Origin of the sequence: Mucilaginibacter sp. OK098 (assembly GCF_900142915.1) — a bacterium.
Lineage (GTDB): Bacteria > Bacteroidota > Bacteroidia > Sphingobacteriales > Sphingobacteriaceae > Mucilaginibacter.
Window position 1 is genome coordinate 187,237 of record NZ_FRCM01000009.1, and the last position, 19,347, is coordinate 206,583.

The window sequence follows — 19,347 nt, forward strand, 5'->3', positions numbered from 1 at the left end:
CACAATGGTATAATAAGACCTCATCATACTATAACCTGTTAAATACACTTAATTTATTTAAACCAATTGTTGTACTTAATTATGAAGAAAAATCTGCGTATCCCTGTCGCGCTTTGCCTTTTGGGCGCATCGTCATTAGTAATATTAGGCGCCATGACCGCCGGTACATCTATCACCCTGGTAAAAAAACAAGCAGTTGCCGATAGTTCGGGAATTGTTTTGGTGAAAAATATAAACGGGCCAACGCTGGGCTATTCACCAGCATCGGGTGTAAAAATATTGACGGTTGATGGCTTATCTTTTAAGGACCTGAATAAAAATGGCAAGCTTGATAAATATGAAGACTGGCGCTTACCGGTTGATGAACGCGCAAAGGACCTGGCATCCAAAATGTCTGTAGAACAAATTGCCGGGTTAATGCTGTACAGTATTCACCAGGCTATCCCGGCATTGGCCGGTCCGTTTGGGCGGGGTACCTATAACGGTAAGCTTTTTAAGGATGGTGGAGTTGATCCGTCATGGGTAACAGATCAGCAAAAAGATTTTTTAATAAAAGATAATTTAAGGCATGTGCTGGTTACCTCGGTTCAAAGTCCGGAAGTAGCTGCTAAATGGAACAATAATGTACAGGCTCTGGTTGAAGGGGCTGGTTTAGGCATCCCGGCAAATAATAGCTCCGATCCGCGGCACAGCGCCTTTTCGGGTGTGGAATACACTGCCGGGGCAGGTGGCAAGATCTCACAATGGCCAGATCAGCTTGGTTTGGCGGCTACATTTGATCCGGCTGTAACGGAACAATTTGGGTCGATAGCGGCAAAAGAGTATCGCGCTTTAGGCATTACAACCGCATTATCGCCACAGATTGACCTTGGTTCCGAGCCGCGCTGGGTTCGCATTAACGGCACTTTTGGCGAAGACCCGCAATTGGCGGCTGATATGGCGCGCGCCTATGTTGATGGTTTTCAAACTTCAACAGGCAGCAGCGAAATAAGGGATGGCTGGGGGTTTAACAGCGTAAACGCCATGATGAAACACTGGCCGGGCGGCGGCCCCGAAGAGGGTGGCAGGGATGCGCATTATGCTTATGGCAAATATGCGGTTTATCCCGGCAATAACTTTGATGAACACCTGGTATCGTTTGTTGATGGCGGCTTAAAGCTAAATGGCAAAACAAAAATGGTGGCAGCCGTAATGCCCTACTATACCATATCATATGGCCGCGATGTAAAGAACAAGGAAAACGATGGCAACAGCTATAGCAAATATTTAATAACCGATCTGCTCCGTAAAAAATATGGGTTTGACGGGGTTGTTTGTACCGATTGGCTGGTAACTGCCGATGAAGCAAAAACCCCGGATGTTTTCCTGGCGGGTAAATCATGGGGGATGGAAGATAAAACCGTTGCGGAACGACATTATAAAATTTTAATGGCGGGTGTGGACCAGTTTGGTGGTAATAACGATGCTGGCCCGGTGATAGAAGCCTATAAAATGGGTATTAAAGAGCATGGCGAGGCATTTATGCGGACCCGGTTTGAGCAGTCGGCAGTGAGGTTGCTGCGCAATATTTTCAGGGTTGGGCTGTTTGAAAATCCTTATTTAAATACTGAAAATTCTAAGCAAACGGTGGGCAATCCTGATTTTATGACAGTTGGATACAATGCGCAGTTAAAATCAATCGTGCTGCTAAAGAACCATAGCAACGTACTGCCACTTCAAAAGGGCAAAACTGTTTATATCCCTAAAAAGTACATTGCGGCCAATAAAAGCATTTTCGGCGATGTAACCCCCGAGAAATGGGAGGATGCCGTTAATCCTGAATTGCTGAAAAGATATTTTAATGTAACGGATGATCCTGCAAAAGCAGATTATGCCATTGTGTTTGTAAACAGCCCCATTGGCGGACCGGGATATGATATTGCGGATACGAAGAAAGGAGGCAACGGGTATTTCCCTATCAGCCTGCAATATGGTGCATATACCGCAGCTGATGCCAGGGAACACAGCATTGCAGCCGGAGACCCAACAGAGCCGGGGATTACCAACCGCTCCTACAAAAACAAAAGCATTACAGCCGCCAATGCTATGGATCTGAAAATTATTGAGGATACAAAAGTCGCTATGAAAGGCAAGCCGGTAATAGTTAGCATAGCCCTGGCAAAACCTATGGTGCCTGCTGAGTTTGAAAAAGATGCCAGCGCTATTGTAGGCAGCTTTGGTGTACAGAACCAGGCTATATTGGACATTTTATCGGGCACAGCCGAGCCAAGCGGCTTATTGCCTTTCCAGATGCCTGCCGATATGCAAACCGTTGAATTACAGAACGAGGATATCCCGCATGATATGCTTTGCTATATTGATGCCGACGCGCATACCTATGATTTTGGTTTCGGGATGAACTGGAAAGGGGTAATTAATGATGCCCGGACAGCAAAATATGTAAATAGGGTTGCCAGGCCGGCCATCAGCATAAAAGGAAATACGGTTACCATTACCAGTCCGGCGGCCGGTACCAAAGTTTACTATACTACCAATGGCGCTACCCCTGCTTTTGTTAAAGAAAATGAATATTCAAAACCATTTACCGTAAGCAAAGGTTTAACTATAAAAGCCATAGCGAAGGTTTATGGCGTTGATAATAGCGGGATGGCGGTGTATAAAGTTATAGAGAAATAAAAAAAAATAAAATATGTCATTGCGAGCGCAGCGCGGCAATCGCGTACTATACAGGGCGAACATAAAAGTATATAACTTGCATAGCGGTTGTGCACGGCGTGCGATTGCTGCGCTCGCAATGACAAAACCATTCGTCGCAATACTTTTGGAAGCAGTATTTATAGTTACTGCGGATGCACAAGGCAACAGGCAATTAGTAGCTTGAAGTAACTTTTTGGAGCATGATTAATAGGATTTAAAGATTTCTTGATTCAATGACTCCCTGATTTCCTATCTTTATTTTCAAATCCCTGTTCAATCATGATCAAGCAAATAAAAACCTTCATCGTATTGTTATTGCTGCCAGCCGCTTTGTGGGCACAAACCGAACCCATGGTTATCCCGCTTTGGGCCAAAGGTGCACCGGGGTTTGAAAGCCGCCGCAACGAGCCTGAGCAGGCTAAAGATTACTGGGTGAAAAATATCCATAATCCATCCCTTACCGTGTTTTTGCCGCCAAAGGATAAAGCTACGGGTGCTGCCGTAATTGTTTGCCCGGGTGGTGGGCACAGGTTGTTGGTTTATACAGCCGAAGGGATTGATCCGGCTAAATTTTTGAATAATCTTGGTGTAGCAGTATTTGTGCTGAAATACCGCCTGGGCCGCGATACGCTTTCGCCCTATAAAATTGATGTACATGCAAAACAGGACGGATTCAGAGCTTTGCGGCTTGTTCGAAGCAGGGCTGCTAAATTTGGGATTGATACCAACCGCATTGGTCTGATGGGCTTTTCGGCCGGTGGTGAGGTGGTTGATATGGTAGCTTTTGATAAAGGAAAAGGCGATCCAAAAGCGGCTGATCCTATCGATCGTCAAAGTTCCAAGCCTGCATTTGTGATCCAGATCTACCCGGGGCCACTTTATATCCCGGATGTTATTCCGGCTGATGCACCACCCGCATTTTTGCTGGCTGCCAATGACGATCCCTGTTGCTCCATATCGGTAATGCAGCTGCTGCAACGCTATCGGGACGCCAAAGTGCCTGTTGAAGCACATTTGTTTACACAAGGGGCGCATGGTTTTAATATGGGACAGCGATCAAAACTAAAATCAATCAATACATGGCCTCAACGTTTGGCTGATTGGCTGTCTGATAATAATATTTTGCAGCCGGTGAGTAATGTAAGGCCGAAAGTGATGCATTAGGGGGCGAGCTTCGCTTAACTGATCGTCATTGCGAGGAACGAAGCACGCTTTGAGCTATGAAAATCAGAGAGCAATAGTATTGTGGTAACTAAACAGCGGCTTTTGGGTCTATCCCGGCATAAAGGTTCGTTGATTGTCCTTCGCAGAGTTTGCTTCGTTCCTCGCAATGACGTGATATTTTTAATTCCGAAATTGAAATTCCGACTTCCGAAATCCTTTTGTTTCCTTACCGTAATTTTCCTTAAAAAATAAACCTTATGCCTTATAAAAGTGTTACCTTGTTATAAACCTCAAAAGATTATGGCAAATTTCCAGGAGATAATAGCATCAGATAAACCGGTATTGGTTGATTTTTCGGCAGAGTGGTGCGGACCGTGCAAGATGATGCCACCCATATTAAAACAGGTAAAGGATGCCTTAGGCGATAAAGTAACCATCATTAAAATTGATATCGACAAAAATCCTTCGGCAGCAAACGCTTATAAAGTGCAAAGCGTACCCACGCTTATGATCTTTAAAAACAGCCAAACCAAATGGCGCCAAAGCGGTGTGGTACAGGCCTCGCAGCTGCAGCAGGTTATCCAACAGTTTGTGTAAGGGAAGGAGAAATAAGATTGGAGGAGGCCGGTCTGCTACCCAAACAATGCACTGCTTAAATACCTGTCTCCTCTATCGCAGCAAATAAATACAATGGTGCCTTCGGTTAGCTCTTGTGCAACTTTTATAGCCGCAGCCATTGCGCCGCCGCTGCTCATTCCTGCAAAAATACCTTCTTCTTTTGCCAGCTTGCGGGCCATTATTACAGATTCTGCTTCAGATATGTCTATTACCCTGTCTACACGTTCAGGTTCAAATATTTTAGGCAGGTACTCTACCGGCCAGCGCCTGATGCCCGGGATAGATGATCCTTCCGTTGGTTGGCAGCCTATTATCCGGATAGCCGGGTTTATATCTTTAAAATATCTTGAATTACCCATAATGGTGCCGGTGGTTCCCATTGCGCTTACAAAATGGGTGATCTGCCCTTCCGTATCGCGCCAAATCTCGGGTCCGGTAGTTTTGTAGTGTGCCATATAATTATCGGGGTTGGCAAACTGGTTTAGTAAAAAGTATTCGCCGCCGGCGCCTTTTTCTTCGGCATAATCACGGCAAAGCTCAATGCCTTCAAGCAAGGTTACTTTAGCGCCAAAAGCCTCCATGGTAAGCGTGCGCTCGCGGGTGGAGTTTGATGGCATTACCAGTTCAATTTCCAACCCAAACAAACTGGCTATCATAGCTAATGCTATCCCGGTATTACCGCTGGTAGCTTCAACCAATTTGGTGCCTTTTTTTATATCGCCGCGTTCCAAAGCGCTTCTTATCATATTAAGCGCGGCCCTGTCTTTTACACTTCCCCCGGGATTATTCCCTTCCAATTTTGCAAAAATGCGAACGTTAGGGTTGGGATTCAGTCTTTTTATTTCGGCCATAGGCGTATTGCCTATCAGATCAATTATACCAGCCATAATTTCAATCTTTATTTTTGTTTAGTACGATGAGTGCCGGCTTATGATAAACCGTTGAATTGGGCCTAACGCTTTTGGTGAGCCAAACATTACCACCAATTACGCTGTGATGCCCTATAACCGTTTCCCCGCCAAGTATAGTAGCGCCCGAATAGATCACCACATGGTCTTCAACCGTAGGGTGCCTTTTGGTATTCGCCATGTTTTTTGCAACACTTAAAGCGCCTAAAGTAACCCCCTGGTACAGTTTTACATGCTTGCCAATTATGCAGCTTTCGCCTATAACAATGCCTGTGCCATGGTCTATATGAAAATATTCGCCAATCTCAGCAGCCGGGTGAATATCAATCCCGGTTTTTGAGTGGGCATATTCCGTTAATATTCGGGGCAGCAATGGCACATTATGCTTGTATAAAATATGGGCAAGGCGGTAGAATGATATAGCAAAAAAGCCGGGATATGTCCTTATCACTTCAAATTCAGTACGGGCAGCAGGGTCGCCTTCAAAAATCTCGCGGATATCGGTATTCAGCAACTGGTACAATAAAGGCAGCTGTTCAAAAACAGATCGCGACAGTTGTTCATTATTGCAGTTTTCACAGGCTTTAGTAGCATCCATTACCAGGCAAAGCTCATTTTCAAGTTTCTTAAACTCGGCCTTTAGTTGGTCTACCCCATTAAACTCCTGTTTGGATTGTTCCGGAAATAATAAACGGATAAGCTGCAAGGCCCAGGCGGTAATTTCCCTGTTAGACGGCACTGCCTCAACATGCTGGTGTTTATCAAATAATTGCCTGTAAAATTGCTCGTCCATCTTATGAATTAAAGTCTTTAGTCAAAAGTTTATTGCTCTAAGTCGGTAATTGTAATTATTGTTAACAAATAAAGGTTTTGACTTATAGCTACAAGTTTATGTAAAATAATGTTGTTGATTTGTAAAAAGTTACGCAGACGCTGTTGAAGCCTCTCAGGATTGCTATAATCCAATAGCAACAAGCTTGTTTTTAATATATTTTATCCAATTAAACGGCGTTTTCCAGCATCGTCAAATACGCTGCCCTGCTAATCATCCTTGCCCCCATTGATGCTAAGTGATCAGTATGTACCTGGCAATCTATCAAACTAAATAAACCGCTGCTGCACAAATAAATAAGTGCAGTTTTTGAAGCGTTGCTCACCAGGCTGAACATGCTTTCGCCGCAAAAAACACGGCCAACCTGCACGCCATACAACCCGCCCGCCAAATTATCATCCAGCCATACTTCTACCGAATGCGCATAACCTTTTTGGTGAAGCTCAATATAAGCCGCCTGCATATCGGCTGTTATCCAGGTGCCCTCCTGTCCTTCGCGTTCCATTTGGGAGCAGGCTGCTATTACTTTTTCAAAGCATTGATCAGTAGTAACCTTAAACATTCCTGAATTTAAAACCCGCCGCATAGATTTGGAGATCTTCAGCTCTTCAGGATAAAGCACAAACCTTTCATGCGGCGAAAACCACAGGATAGGTTCATCATCACTATACCACGGGAAGATGCCGCTTTGATAGGCCAGCAGCAAACGATCTGTACACAGATCGCCGCCTACAGCTAAAAGCCCATCCTCTTCGGCAAGCTCCGGATCGGGAAACAGTATACGTTCATCAAGCCTGAATATCATCAGGGCAAATTTATGCCTTATGTTTTATCACCAGCTTTTTATTTTGCGCTTTAACAACAGCATCCATGTATTGCTGTAACTCGGTATATTTTGCAGCCGGGATAACCTGGTTGGTTAACTTAAAGTTTGCCTTGCTGGTAACCTGGTTCTTCGTAGCATCGTATGTGTAATTTATTTCATAAGTACCATATGTAAATTTTAAGCTTTGGTTTGCCGGCAGGGTTTCCACTTCAAAACCTGCAGGAAGGTCTATTGTGGTTATACACGATTTTTGCATCGGGTGCTCAAAGTAGTAATCTGATTTTCTTTTATCCAATACAGGTACCGTTACTCCCCACAAGTCAAATACTTTTGGGCGGTAAAACTGCTTGTCCCCTGCTGCCACATCACAAAATTTATCATATTCCAGCTCCATATTCAATTCTTTAACGCCATCCTTATCTACGGATGGTTTAATTTCAAAGACGGTGGGTTGTTTTATATTAAGTACCCGCTGAAAAAACTCCTTTTGTTCATCAGCTTTTAAAGATTCTACACCAAAATACTCAGACCGGTACTCTCCTGTTCCTAAAATTTTAACTTTTGCTTTTGCCCCGCCATCAGCATCAAGGGTAATGTGCACCTCGCTGTTAAACTGGTTGTCTTCAATAGAGCTGCGCGGTGTATTAACCAATCTGCCCCCGGTTTCGGTAATAAGTAAAGCCGTCCGGTTTTCTGTAGCAATACCAAGCTTTCCAAATGGCTGCTTATTGCTGGTACATTCTAACCAGGTAGTGTCTCCCTTAAATGGTATGCATAATATTACATGGTTAAAGGGATCGTAGGGAAATGAGGGATCTGCCGGCTCCCGGTCTGACTCTGCATTGATCATTGCGTAATAGGAGGGAATATTTACCGCTTTAAGCAGTGCGCTCATATAATTGGAAAGCGCCTTACAATCGCCATATTTTTTTTGATCAACAAAGGTTGCCGGGAAAGGCTTTAAACCGCCAATTCCTAATTGTATACTTACGTATCGCATGTTTTGCTGCATATATTTATATAAAAACGCAGCTTTCCCCTTATCCGTTTTAATACTGTCAGTCATTTTCCTTATCTCTGCTTCACGTTGCGGGCTCAAAGAACAAACATCTGCGTTTAATGCCCTTTGCCAATTACCATAGTTTTGCCAGGTCTTAAAATCACCCGGTACGCCATAAAACTCAAACTGATTCGCAGCAAAATATATCCCGGGGAAAACCTTCCACCACATTGATCCTTTTTCCGGCTTTATTGCCTTTAAATTTGAAGCATGCCATATATAGGTATCTGTTTTATCAGCATTGTTTTTTTGAGGCTTAATAGATGTATTCCTTGCCTGGAAGCGAAAGCCGGCATCAGTGCTTATTGAAAGCCGGTAATATGAATTTTGTACGGATTGTTCGGATTGCTGAATTTGCCAATTATCAATATTAATTGAACTATTGTTATCTAACTCAAATACCATTTCAACTGTGGTTGGGTAATTGACAACCGTATGGCTTATATACATTGACCGTTCATCAGAAACAAGCGTTGCATCGTCGTCAGTGGCATGCTCATACATATCACTTTTATGATATTTTTTTAATTGCTTACCCGTAGCATCGTAAATAATCATTTCAAATGAACTTACAGCACTGTACTTCTTGTTATAAGGCAGGTTGGTCCTGGCCTCGCGGTTCGCTTTTTCATTCAAGATAGTAACTATGGTATGTATTTTCATAACAAAATGGCTGGGGCTTTTAACAGTCACATCTTGCATACTGTATCGCACCACCGAGTTGGCATCTTCTCTTAATGAATCAGGAATACCTGATGCTACATATAGTTCTTTGGGGATCTCTTTTTCCTGTCCGTAAGCTGCCGCCATCGTCAAAAAAGAAGTAAATGCGACGCAGATCAGGCCTTTCAAACATTTATAAACACTCATTTTATTTACGATTTCTTCAAAACAATTACTTCATTCAGCATTTCATGCATTTTCTTAAAAAAGGCAAAAAAGTCTGCATAACTTTCTTTGGAGTACTCGGCCACGTTATAGCTAACGCTGTAACGCACTATTATTGAGCCATCCTGCTCCGCTATTATTCGTTTAAAGCCAAAGCTTTTATCGGGCATCGTCATGCTAATGCTTTTTGGTAATGCGTCGGCCTTATAACCTGCCGGTATCTTGTAAATGCCGTTTATTGAATAGTTGCGGCTATAGCCAAAGTCAATATCTGTCATCCGGTTTTCGCTTAAAAACGGATTTAATTTTAGTGGAGTGAACAGGTTTGGGTTAAGGTAGATGTACGTTTCGTCTGATCCAGCAAGCTCCAGGTTAAAGTCAAGCTTTTGCATTAGCGGCAGCGAATCCACCTCCATGTTTTCGATCTTAAGCGAAGCAACTTTTAAGTTGTTGTCATCATTTCGCAAAAAATCGATATACTTTTTTTCGCCATCCTTTTTGTAGCGTTCAACCGCATTAATTTTGTTGTAGCTGCTGCTGCTTATCTGGGCGGTGCCTTCCAGCTTTCCACCGGCTTTAATGTCCGCAGTTATAAACACTGATTCGCGGGCAGGCGCTGCCTTTTTCAAAAGCACCATATCATATATGTTTTTTGCCTTATCAATATACAGTCCGGATGAGTTAAGCAGTTCTTCGGGTGTTTCATTATACATATTGTATTTGCCTGTAGCATCAAGTATATAATTTGTTACCGTATCAACAGGTATATAAACTACCCCCCGGTTAAACTGAACCAATGAGGTATAAAAAGGCTGTACCTTGCCATGCTGACGCGTGCTTACCACCATTGGATACGCTTCAATGCCCGATTGTTTTAGCAAGTGGTAAAGTATAAGATTGATCTCGGTTGAGTTACCTGTTTTATTTTCCCAGGCACGATAGGTTCCGTCATTCGTGTACCATCTGTCATCCCCGTTCCATTTCATAGCAGTTTTTACCGCGTTAAAAAGATAGGCTATTCTTTCATCGGTTGATTTTATGGCTTTGGCTTTTGTTATAATAACTTCTTCACCGTTTACCTTTCTTTTAAGCTGACCACCAAAATCTTCATCATCAATAAGTCTGCCGCCAACTTTAGCCCAGGTATCGGAAAGTGATTTTACAAATCCTCCCATCGGCTTTATGGATACCAGCTGAAAACGGATAGCTTGTACATTGTCATGGTATGATGACATAAAAGGCTCGTCGGGCAATGAATGAATATTGGCAATTCCCCGCACATCGTTTTCAACATTATACGAGTAGGTCTGGCTTCCGTCCAACAAACTCCTGCTGTCAGTTGTGTTGCTACGTGTAGCCAGTGGCGCAGTAATGTGCGTATTGGCTCTGAAATAAAAAACATCAGGTATTGAAGTTTTGAGCTCACTGTACCGCACCGGTATTTTTTCCTGGAAGTCCCAGTCGGGAAAATCGGTAAACGAGTTAGCATTTAAATTATACTTATACTCTATTACACAGCCCGGCTTTACATTTGGCAGGGTGAAGCTTACTTCACTCCAGCGTTTATCAATAATTTTTGTATAGATTAGCTTTTTATCAAGTTTGATGATCTCTGGTTTGCCGCCAACAAGGTTAATCGTTTCAGCCTGGATCCCGGTAATATATTCAAGGCGGTCGCCGCTGTAGAACTTTAAGTGTACATCAGCTTCACTCTTTCCATTGTCATTAAAGATCTTAACCCGTTTATGGATCTCTTCGGTAATTGTTAGCAGATCAGCACCAAAATAAACATTGCCCTTTTCAAAAAGCACTTCCGCATTAGCATCCTTTTCAAAATCGCAGGCTTTAAGCTCAAGGTCGGCATTATCAATTTTGCCGAATGGCTGGGTTGTTGTGACTGTTGCCGCAGGCGTTTGTGCTTTAACAGAAAAACAAAGTGCGCAAAGCACAAATACGGGTAAAAATTTATTCATTGTGATATAATTGGGTATGGTAATATAATAGTTAGGTTGATGTGTTGCTTATTAGGTTTTTATGAATAGTTGAGATATATAATGATTGGAGGCACCGTATTATTAAATAATATAGCGGCATTAATTTTCCTTTCAAAATCGCAGGGGGTTAACTTCAGGTCGGCAGTGCCGATCATGTCATAAGTTTGGGTTTGCCCTTTCTGGCTTATTACCGCACAACACAGCAATAAGAGCACAAATAGTATTTTCAATTAACAGGGTTTGTAACCCGAATGTAATCATATTTTAACTATTAAAATAAGTTAATAATAAATTGGTTAAACCATCTGCAAAAACAAGGGTCATAGCATATATACCCTTATTATGGATAATGTAAAGCAGATAAAGCATTTATATGCGCGGGCCGGTTTTGGTTTGCGTTTTGAAGATAGAGCGTCTGCCGGAAATTTATCTGTGAAACAGGCTGTAGCCTCACTTTTCAACTCCTCTGAAAATAACGAGCCAATTACCAGCGTACAAGGCAATACTGATTATGCCATGCTTGTTAAGGGTGATAAGGGCGCCAAAAAGCAATTTTTACAACAGCAAAGGCAAGAGGAAAAAGAGCTGAATGAAGCCTGGATGAACAGAATGAGCACTACAGATGCTGTATTGCGTGAGAAGATGACCCTGTTTTGGCATAACCACTTCGCCTGCCGCACTAAAGATTCCCTTTTTGCACAGCAACTAAACAATATTCAGCGCAGCCATGCTTTGGGTAACTTTCGTGATCTTTTGCTGGAAGTATCCAAATCTCCGGCTATGCTGCAGTTTTTAAATAATCAGCAAAACCATAAAGGACGCCCCAATGAAAACTTTGCGCGCGAGCTGATGGAGCTTTTTACCATAGGCCGCGGCAATTATACCGAACAGGATGTTAAAGAATCGGCACGGGCATTCACCGGCTGGGGCTTTAGCAAAACCGGCGAATTTATTATGCGTCCCTTTTTGCATGATGCCTGGCAAAAAACCTTTATGGGCAAAACCGGCAATTTAACCGGCGAAGATATTATTAACCGCCTGCTGGAACAAAAGCAAACGGCAAGATTCATAAGCACCAAACTTTATAAGTATTTAGTTAATGAAACGCCCAACCTTGCGCATGTTACTGCAATGGCCAATGTGTTTTACCACAATAATTATGAGATAAAACCCCTGCTTGATTATGTTTTTACGTCACCCTGGTTTTATGATGAGCAAAATATTGGTAACCTGGTAAAAGCGCCGGTTGAGTTTTTGGTTGGTTTGAACAGGCAATTTTATATTACTTATCAACGCCCCGAAGTGCAGCTTCAAATTCAGAAGGCGCTTGGGCAGGTATTATTTTATCCGCCCAATGTAGCCGGCTGGCCCTGTGGACGCAACTGGATTGACAGCTCATCATTAATGTTCAGGCTAAAGATCCCGTCGACCCTGCTAAACGGAGGCTTGATTGACTTTAATGGCAAAGCCGACCCGGAAGAGGAGGCCTATATTGCCACTATCCGCAATCAGCAGCAATTTGTAAACGCAAAGGTGCAAACGCAGCCGGATTGGCCCCGGTATTTAAAAAATATTCCCAAAAACGCATCAAAAACTGATATAGCACAATTTATGCTTGAACCAAAACTAAGTAATACACTTATAAATAATATAAACAGCGCAACAGATATAAAAGCAATGGTGGTTGAACTGGTTTCAACACCGGAGTACCAATTGGCTTAGCCCCTAACCCCCTGAAGGGGGAACCGGGATGGCCTTAATAAATATTAAGTATAAAAAATTCCCCCTTTAGGGGGTTAGGGGGCAAAATGAATAATTCAAGACATATTAAGCATTTGTATGCAAGGGCGGGCTTCGGAATTCGTTTTGAAGACCTGCATGATCATCAAAACTGGTCGATAAAGAAATCAGTGCGGAAACTTTTCAAGGCTTCTGAAAAACAGGAACCCATAAATGTGCTCACCGAAAATATAGATCTCAGGCCTCATCCCGCAATACAAACCGACGAGGAAAAAAAGATGGTGCAGGAGGAGCGTAATAAGCAGGAAAAAGCACTGAATAATGCATGGATAAAACAATTAGGTGAAACGGATGCGCAGTTGCGGGAGAAGATGACCCTTTTTTGGCATAATCATTTTGCCTGTAATATAGGCAACGCCTATTACGAGCAGCAGCTTAATAATATTGAACGGGCCAACGCATTGGGTAATTTTAAAACGCTATTGCTGCAGGTTTCACAATCGCCGGCAATGCTGCAGTTTTTAAATAACCAGCAAAACCAAAAAGGGCACCCGAATGAGAACTTTGCCCGTGAACTGATGGAGCTTTTTACGCTTGGTCGCGGGCATTATACTGAGCATGATATTAAGGAGTCGGCGCGGTCATTTACGGGCTGGAGCTATGATGGCAAAACAGGAACTTATGCTTTCAGGCCAAAGGTACATGATGATGGCCCGAAAACTTTTATGGGCAATACCGCCAACTATTGCGGCGAAGATATTATTGATATAATAGTGGCCAACAAACAAACGGCAATATTTATCAGCACTAAATTATACCGCTATTTGGTGAATGATATTCCGGATAATGCCCATATCAATCAAATGGCGGATGTGTTTTACAAATCAAACTATGAGATTAAACCGCTGCTGGAGTTTGTATTCCTTTCCGATTGGTTTTATGATGATAAGAATATAGGCAACCTGGTAAAATCGCCCGTTGAATTGTTAACCGGCCTTAACCGGCAATTTTACATCAGCTATCAAAACCCTGATGTGCTGCTGCAATTTCAACGGACCCTTGGACAAGTACTATTTCGTCCCCCAAATGTTGCCGGCTGGCCCGGAGGCAGAAACTGGATAGACAGCTCATCGTTAATGTACAGGATGAAGATCCCGTCAACCATTTTAAATGCCGGCTATATTGATTTTACAGGCAAAGCTAATCCGGAGGATGAAGCGTACCTTGCATCAGTGCGTAAGCAGCAATTGAATGTTATAAAAAAGGTACAGGCGCAACCCAACTGGGATAAGTTTATGCAGGAGATTCCGCAGGATGCGACAAAGGTACAGGTAGCTGAATTTATGCTGGAGCCCTCATTAAATAAAACGGTTACCGATGAGGTTAACACCGCGCCGGATCTGAAAACAAGCATTATACAAATAGTATCAACACCTGAATATCAATTATGTTAAGCCCCCGCCCCCTAAAGGGGAGCTACGGAGCGGATAGGAATAAATTAACTGCAAAAAATGCCCCCTTTAGGGGATAGGAGGTTATATGGACAGAAGAAATTTTTTAAAAAATACAGCGCTTGCATCGGGTGCATTTTTGATCCCATCTTTTTTGAAGCCGCTTGAGGCAATGGCCATGGGGAGCATTAGCGGGTATAAAAACCTGGTTATTATTCAGCTTTCAGGCGGTAATGATGGTTTAAATACCATTATCCCTTATGGCAATGATATTTATTATCAAAAACGCAAAACCATCGCCATAAATAAACCTGATATTATTAAGCTGAATGAAATGCAGGGCCTGAACCCTAATTTGTCGGCATTAAAAGATATTTACGACCAGGGATGGATGAGCATAATAAACTCCGTTGGCTACCCCAATCCCGACAGGTCACATTTTCGCTCAATGGATATCTGGCAAACCGGGAGCGAGGCTAACCAGTTTTTAACAACCGGATGGATAGGGCGATACCTTGATTCAAATTGCCAAAGCTGTAAAAATCCTTACACAGCTGTTGAGGTTGATGATACCTTATCGCTTGCTATGAAGGGCGAAAAGATGAAAGGCATTGCCGTACAGGACCCGAACAAATTATATCAAACCACCCGCGAACCATTTTTTAAAGACCTGGTGCATGATCATGGCGATACCAACCTGAATGAGGATAATTTGGGTTACCTGTATAAAACCATGATAGAAACTTATTCGTCTGCAAATTATATTCAAAAAACTTCCAAAACATATAATGTTACCTGTGAATATCCTTTAACAGGCCTGGGTAACCAGCTTAAAACAGTATCTAAATTTATAAACTCCGGCCTGCAAACCCGGGTTTACTATGTTTCATTAAGCGGATTTGATACCCATGTAGGCCAGCAAAATCAGCAGGGGCGGCAATTAAAAATTTATGGTGATGCTGTGGCGGCCTTTATGTATGACCTGAAACAATCAGGCAAGCTGGATGATACCCTGGTGATGACCTTCTCGGAATTTGGCCGCCGTGTTGAGCAAAATGCCAGCAATGGCACCGATCACGGTACAGCCAACAACATCTTGCTGTTTGGCGGCAAGTTAAAAAAGGCGGGGATTTATAATGATGCGCCTGACCTGGCTCAATTAGATAACGGGGATTTGAAGTACGCGGTAGACTTTAGAGATGTGTATGCCACCCTGCTCGATAAATGGCTTGATGTAAATAATAGCCAGGTACTGGGGAAGGGCTTTAAAGGGTTAGATGTAATTTGATTTGAAGATTTGAAAATGATGCTTTTCATTTTCAAATCTTCAAATCAGCACATCATCAAATTACTTCGGCGATACATAAATTCTAAATTCCGAAATCGAACATCCGAAATCCGAAATTACTTCGGCATTCTCCGCATCATGTTAGCCATGGCTGCGGGATTGCTCATCTGCTTCATCACCTTACGCATATCTTCAAACTGTTTTATCAGGCGGTTTACTTCGGTAAGGTTAGTGCCTGAGCCTTGTGCTATCCGGTTACGGCGGCTTTGGTTAATACTGTCGGGATTGCCTTTCTCGTATGGCGTCATTGATTGGATAATGGCCTCAATGGCTTTGAAGGCATTATCATCCACCTCAACATCCTTCATCATTTTGCCAACGCCGGGGATCATGCCCATCAGGTCTTTCATGTTACCCATTTTCTTGATCTGCTGGATCTGGCTGAAAAAGTCGTTAAAGTCGAACTTGTTTTTGCGGATCTTCTTCTGAAGCTCGGCAGCCTCCTTTTCATCAAACTGCTGTTGCGCGCGTTCAACCAATGAGATCACGTCACCCATGCCCAGGATCCTGGATGCCATACGATCAGGGTGGAAAACGTCAAGCGCTTCCATCTTTTCGCCGGTACCAATAAATTTGATCGGCTTATTAACCACCGATTTTATGGAAAGGGCCGCACCACCGCGGGTATCGCCATCAAGTTTGGTTAATACAACGCCTGTAAAATCCAGGCGATCATTAAATACCTTAGCAGTATTTACAGCATCCTGGCCAGTCATGGAATCAACCACAAACAAAATTTCCTGTGGCTTAACGGCAGCTTTTACATTTTCAATCTCCACCATCATGGCCTCGTCAATTGACAAGCGACCAGCGGTATCAATTATCACCACATTACTGCCGTTTTGTTTTGCTAACGCGATACCTTCACGGGCAATAGCAATCGGATCTTTTGACTCCAGGTTAGCATAAACCGGTACATCAATCTGCTGGCCTAAAACCTGCAGCTGCTCAATAGCCGCCGGACGGTAAACGTCATCGGCAACCAGTAATACTTTTTTGTTTTTGCTGGTTTTTAAGTAATGGGCCAGCTTGCCTGTAAACGTGGTTTTACCAGCGCCGTTTAAACCGGCAATTAATATAATGGTAGGGTTAGCTGTAAGATTAAGTTCTGCCGTGCTGCCACCCATCAGCTCGGTAAGCTCATCGTTCATGATCTTGGTGAGCAACTGGCCGGGAGAAATTGAGGTCAATACATTTTGACCGATGGCTTTTTGTCTTACTTCATCAGTAAAGGTTTTAGCCGTTTTATAGTTAACGTCAGCATCCAGAAGGGCCTTGCGGATCTCCTTCATGGTTTCGGCAACGTTTATTTCAGTTATAGTTCCCTGTCCTTTTAATACTTTAAAGGCTCTGTCGAGTTTATCCGAAAGATTTTCAAACATTATACTTATCTAATTTTGAGGATACAAAGGTAGGATTTTGAAACAAATTGGATGAATGAAAAATCAGAATCAAATGGTAAGAAACAAGATCCGGAAAAAAGTGGCAGAAACTTACCGATAAGCACTTTTATTATCCTGATTCCTGAGCTTTGTGTTTGAATTCCCGTTAATAATAAACTAGTACTTCCTCTTTGCTTTTTCTTTTTATATCAGGCACCATAACGTCAGTAGCGGGGTAACCAACCGGGATCAATAAAAACGGCTTTTCATTTTCAGGCCGGTTTAATACTTTTATTAGAAAATTCATGGGGCTTGGGGTATGCGTTAAAGCAACCAGACCGCATTGATGGATAGCCTGGAGCAAGTAACCGCAAGCCAACCCTACCGACTCAGTTGTGTAATAGTTGTTTTTCTTTTTACCGTTAACCAAATCATACGATTTTTTAAATACGATGATCAAAGCAGGGGCATCTTCTAAAAAAGGTTTGTGCCAGTCGGTTCCTAAATAGCTCAGATCATCCAGCCATTCCTGCGGCATGCGGCCATGATAATTGGTATACTCCTCCTTTTCAGCCTCAACCCTTATCTTTGATTTCAATTCGGGGTTGATGACTATGCAAAACGTCCAGGGTTGTTTATTTGCACCCGATGGAGCAGTTGAAGCAGCCATTACCAGGTTTTCTATAACCTCAACCGAAACCGGCTCGGTCGAAAACTCACGAACCGTTCTTCTGCTCTCCATAAAGTGATAATGCTTTATGCTTTCCTTCAACAACTCTTCGCCCTTCAAAAGCGGGCGGTTATAGGGTATAAATTTAGCTTTCATATAATCAGTACTGTACGTTTTATTAATTTACAAACTCTAACATTAGAGCTGACCCTGGTTCTGCCGCATACCTTTTTGAGGGATTTAAAATAATTTCCATCCCGTTTTTCCAACTTGTTGCAAGTTAATAATTCCTTATATGCTGTGCCTTTTTTTGTCTCAGCAGATGATCCACAATGCTATTAAGTTAAGAGAATGTGGTCTATAACTAGCCACATAACTTCGTCTAATAGCCCCACCTAAATCCTCCCCGGTAGGGAGGACTTAAAAAAGTGCGAAGCTAAAGTCTCCCCTACCGGGGGAGATTTAGAGGGGGCAACCAGGCTTTGGGAGTGAATCGCGTTTGTGTTTCCCCTTAATTTAATAGCATTGAAATGCCTCCTGCGGAGACATTCAATTTTTTATCATCTGTCATTATAACATTATTACCGATATTATAATAAATTTGCCACTTAACTGTTAATGCCTGTAAGTGAAAGCACTTTATACCTTTCTCTTTAAGCTTTTAGCCCAAATACGCTTTTATTATGTTTAAAACCGGTACCCCGCTGTTTTTCTTATTTTTATTTGGTATTGCCATTTCGGCTAAAGCACAAAAAAACGATTCTTTAAAAGTTGACACCAACCAGTTAAATAAATACCGCATTGAACCGGGCAAAAATGCGCTGCCATTTCGCTTTATACCCATCCAGATCCACCAGGAACAGATCCCGGTAACTATGCTTGATTACCGTGTAAGCTACTGGCATAAGGCCATACTGTTCGGCCTTAACTTTAGCCAGTCGGCATTCAGCAATAATTACAGCGCAGGTGGTATCAGCGCTATTGCCCTGGGTGGAAACTTTGATTATAAGGTTGAATATAACAAATCTCCCTTCGATTTTACATCAGACCTGAACCTGATTTACGGCATCTCAAAAAATAAAGGCCAGGGAAAGCGTAAAACTAACGACCGGATCTTTTGGGATAATAAAATAGCCTCGCAAATGTCAAAGCACTGGTTCTTTTTCGGATCGCTAACCTTCGAGTCTCAGTTTGACAAGGGTTTTAATTATGCCAATCCTGATGGCAGCGTGGCACAGAATCCTTACTTGATCTCCAATTTTATGTCGCCGGGGTATTTAACAGAATCGGTAGGTTTTGAATATAAGCCCGTAAAATATTTCGACCTTAGGCTTGGTACCGGTACTGCCCGCCAAACCTTTGTTTTAGATACCACCATTCATAACAACCAGCCCAGCAATTACGGTGTGCCAGTAGGTCATAGAGTTTACAACGAACTGGCCTTCCAGGTAGTTGCCACCCTTGATAAGGACCTTTCAAAAACTGTGCACATAAACGCCCGCTATGCCCTGTTTGTGCCCTACCAGCAGGCCCTGGCCTATACCAGCCACCGTGTAGACATGGTGCTAACTTCAAAAGTGAGCCGCCTGATTGCCTTTACCCTTAACGGAACCTTCCTGTACGACAAAAACACCTCTTCAAGCGTACAAGGAACGGAGGGATTGGCTTTAGGAGTGGTGTATAAGTTTCCTTAAACTGGTAGTATAGTTTCATTATTTCACTTCATTACGGAAAGCACTTGCGATGCCGGCAAATAGGGTGCAAAAAGT

The 19,347-nt window shown here is 42.8% G+C and carries 14 protein-coding genes; 7 read left to right on the forward strand and 7 right to left on the reverse strand.

Annotation, left to right across the window (positions count from 1 at the left end):
* Positions 1–81: 81 nt before the first annotated feature.
* The 3 genes from BUE31_RS26780 (at position 82) to trxA (ending at position 4,458) form a co-directional block, all read left to right on the forward strand.
* Positions 82–2,676 carry a glycoside hydrolase family 3 N-terminal domain-containing protein gene (locus BUE31_RS26780; protein ID WP_073406937.1) on the forward strand — a complete coding sequence of 865 codons (2,595 nt, stop codon included), beginning with the start codon at positions 82–84 and terminating at the stop codon, positions 2,674–2,676.
* A gap of 300 nt (positions 2,677–2,976) precedes the next feature.
* Positions 2,977–3,861, forward strand: coding sequence for an alpha/beta hydrolase (locus BUE31_RS26785; protein ID WP_073406938.1), 885 nt, complete (start codon positions 2,977–2,979; stop codon positions 3,859–3,861).
* A 300-nt stretch (positions 3,862–4,161) separates the two neighbouring features.
* Positions 4,162–4,458, forward strand: a complete 297-nt coding sequence (gene trxA, locus BUE31_RS26790) for a thioredoxin (protein WP_073406939.1) — start codon at positions 4,162–4,164, stop codon at positions 4,456–4,458.
* Positions 4,459–4,493: 35 nt separating this feature from the next.
* Here the strand turns inward: trxA and cysM are convergent, their stop codons facing one another.
* The 5 genes from cysM to BUE31_RS26815 form a co-directional block, all read right to left on the reverse strand.
* The gene (cysM, locus tag BUE31_RS26795; RefSeq protein WP_073406940.1) at positions 4,494–5,366 is read right to left on the reverse strand and encodes a cysteine synthase CysM; all 873 of its coding nucleotides are present in this window, start codon (positions 5,364–5,366) and stop codon (positions 4,494–4,496) included.
* Positions 5,367–5,370: 4 nt separating this feature from the next.
* Entirely contained in the window at positions 5,371–6,180 is an 810-nt protein-coding gene (gene epsC / locus BUE31_RS26800; RefSeq protein WP_073406941.1) for a serine O-acetyltransferase EpsC, read from the reverse strand.
* Between the two features lie 208 nt (positions 6,181–6,388).
* Positions 6,389–7,024, reverse strand: a complete 636-nt coding sequence (aat, locus tag BUE31_RS26805; protein WP_073406942.1) for a leucyl/phenylalanyl-tRNA--protein transferase — start codon at positions 7,022–7,024, stop codon at positions 6,389–6,391.
* A 10-nt stretch (positions 7,025–7,034) separates the two neighbouring features.
* A complete protein-coding gene (locus BUE31_RS26810; RefSeq protein ID WP_083620377.1) occupies positions 7,035–8,975 on the reverse strand; it encodes a DUF3857 domain-containing protein in 1,941 nt (646 codons plus the stop codon).
* A 5-nt stretch (positions 8,976–8,980) separates the two neighbouring features.
* A complete protein-coding gene (locus BUE31_RS26815; RefSeq protein WP_073406944.1) occupies positions 8,981–10,966 on the reverse strand; it encodes a DUF3857 domain-containing protein in 1,986 nt (661 codons plus the stop codon).
* A 363-nt stretch (positions 10,967–11,329) separates the two neighbouring features.
* Here BUE31_RS26815 and BUE31_RS26820 point away from each other — a divergent pair, with 363 nt between their 5' ends.
* The 3 genes from BUE31_RS26820 to BUE31_RS26830 all read left to right on the forward strand — a co-directional run bounded on the left by BUE31_RS26820 (position 11,330) and on the right by BUE31_RS26830 (position 15,466).
* The gene (locus tag BUE31_RS26820) at positions 11,330–12,709 is read left to right on the forward strand and encodes a DUF1800 domain-containing protein (protein WP_073406945.1); all 1,380 of its coding nucleotides are present in this window, start codon (positions 11,330–11,332) and stop codon (positions 12,707–12,709) included.
* A gap of 86 nt (positions 12,710–12,795) precedes the next feature.
* On the forward strand, positions 12,796–14,181 hold the full coding sequence (locus BUE31_RS26825; protein WP_073406946.1) for a DUF1800 domain-containing protein: 1,386 nt from the start codon (positions 12,796–12,798) through the stop codon (positions 14,179–14,181).
* Between the two features lie 85 nt (positions 14,182–14,266).
* Positions 14,267–15,466 (forward strand): DUF1501 domain-containing protein, encoded by a 1,200-nt coding sequence (locus BUE31_RS26830; protein ID WP_073406947.1) that lies wholly within the window; start codon positions 14,267–14,269, stop codon positions 15,464–15,466.
* A 116-nt stretch (positions 15,467–15,582) separates the two neighbouring features.
* Here the strand turns inward: BUE31_RS26830 and ffh are convergent, their stop codons facing one another.
* Together ffh and BUE31_RS26840 are read right to left on the reverse strand one after the other, a co-directional pair.
* Complete coding sequence (gene ffh, locus BUE31_RS26835) at positions 15,583–16,908, reverse strand: signal recognition particle protein (protein WP_073406948.1); 1,326 nt, start codon at positions 16,906–16,908, stop codon at positions 15,583–15,585.
* A 166-nt stretch (positions 16,909–17,074) separates the two neighbouring features.
* The gene (locus BUE31_RS26840) at positions 17,075–17,734 is read right to left on the reverse strand and encodes a nitroreductase family protein (RefSeq protein ID WP_073406949.1); all 660 of its coding nucleotides are present in this window, start codon (positions 17,732–17,734) and stop codon (positions 17,075–17,077) included.
* A gap of 527 nt (positions 17,735–18,261) precedes the next feature.
* Here BUE31_RS26840 and BUE31_RS26845 point away from each other — a divergent pair.
* Complete coding sequence (locus BUE31_RS26845; protein ID WP_073406950.1) at positions 18,262–19,272, forward strand: DUF3078 domain-containing protein; 1,011 nt, start codon at positions 18,262–18,264, stop codon at positions 19,270–19,272.
* Positions 19,273–19,347 lie beyond the last annotated feature (75 nt).

Excerpts from the sequence above, each read along its gene's own strand:
- BUE31_RS26825 (WP_073406946.1), top strand. The coding sequence starts at position 12,796 with ATGAATAATTCAAGACATATTAAGCATTTGTATGCAAGGGCGGGCTTC.
- aat (WP_073406942.1), bottom strand. The coding sequence starts at position 7,024 with ATGATATTCAGGCTTGATGAACGTATACTGTTTCCCGATCCGGAGCTT.
- cysM (WP_073406940.1), bottom strand. The coding sequence starts at position 5,366 with ATGGCTGGTATAATTGATCTGATAGGCAATACGCCTATGGCCGAAATA.
- BUE31_RS26785 (WP_073406938.1), top strand. The coding sequence starts at position 2,977 with ATGATCAAGCAAATAAAAACCTTCATCGTATTGTTATTGCTGCCAGCC.
- ffh (WP_073406948.1), bottom strand. The coding sequence starts at position 16,908 with ATGTTTGAAAATCTTTCGGATAAACTCGACAGAGCCTTTAAAGTATTA.
- BUE31_RS26845 (WP_073406950.1), top strand. The coding sequence starts at position 18,262 with ATGTTTAAAACCGGTACCCCGCTGTTTTTCTTATTTTTATTTGGTATT.
- trxA (WP_073406939.1), top strand. The coding sequence starts at position 4,162 with ATGGCAAATTTCCAGGAGATAATAGCATCAGATAAACCGGTATTGGTT.
- BUE31_RS26810 (WP_083620377.1), bottom strand. The coding sequence starts at position 8,975 with ATGAGTGTTTATAAATGTTTGAAAGGCCTGATCTGCGTCGCATTTACT.
- epsC (WP_073406941.1), bottom strand. The coding sequence starts at position 6,180 with ATGGACGAGCAATTTTACAGGCAATTATTTGATAAACACCAGCATGTT.
- BUE31_RS26815 (WP_073406944.1), bottom strand. The coding sequence starts at position 10,966 with ATGAATAAATTTTTACCCGTATTTGTGCTTTGCGCACTTTGTTTTTCT.
- BUE31_RS26830 (WP_073406947.1), top strand. The coding sequence starts at position 14,267 with ATGGACAGAAGAAATTTTTTAAAAAATACAGCGCTTGCATCGGGTGCA.
- BUE31_RS26840 (WP_073406949.1), bottom strand. The coding sequence starts at position 17,734 with ATGAAAGCTAAATTTATACCCTATAACCGCCCGCTTTTGAAGGGCGAA.
- BUE31_RS26820 (WP_073406945.1), top strand. The coding sequence starts at position 11,330 with ATGGATAATGTAAAGCAGATAAAGCATTTATATGCGCGGGCCGGTTTT.
- BUE31_RS26780 (WP_073406937.1), top strand. The coding sequence starts at position 82 with ATGAAGAAAAATCTGCGTATCCCTGTCGCGCTTTGCCTTTTGGGCGCA.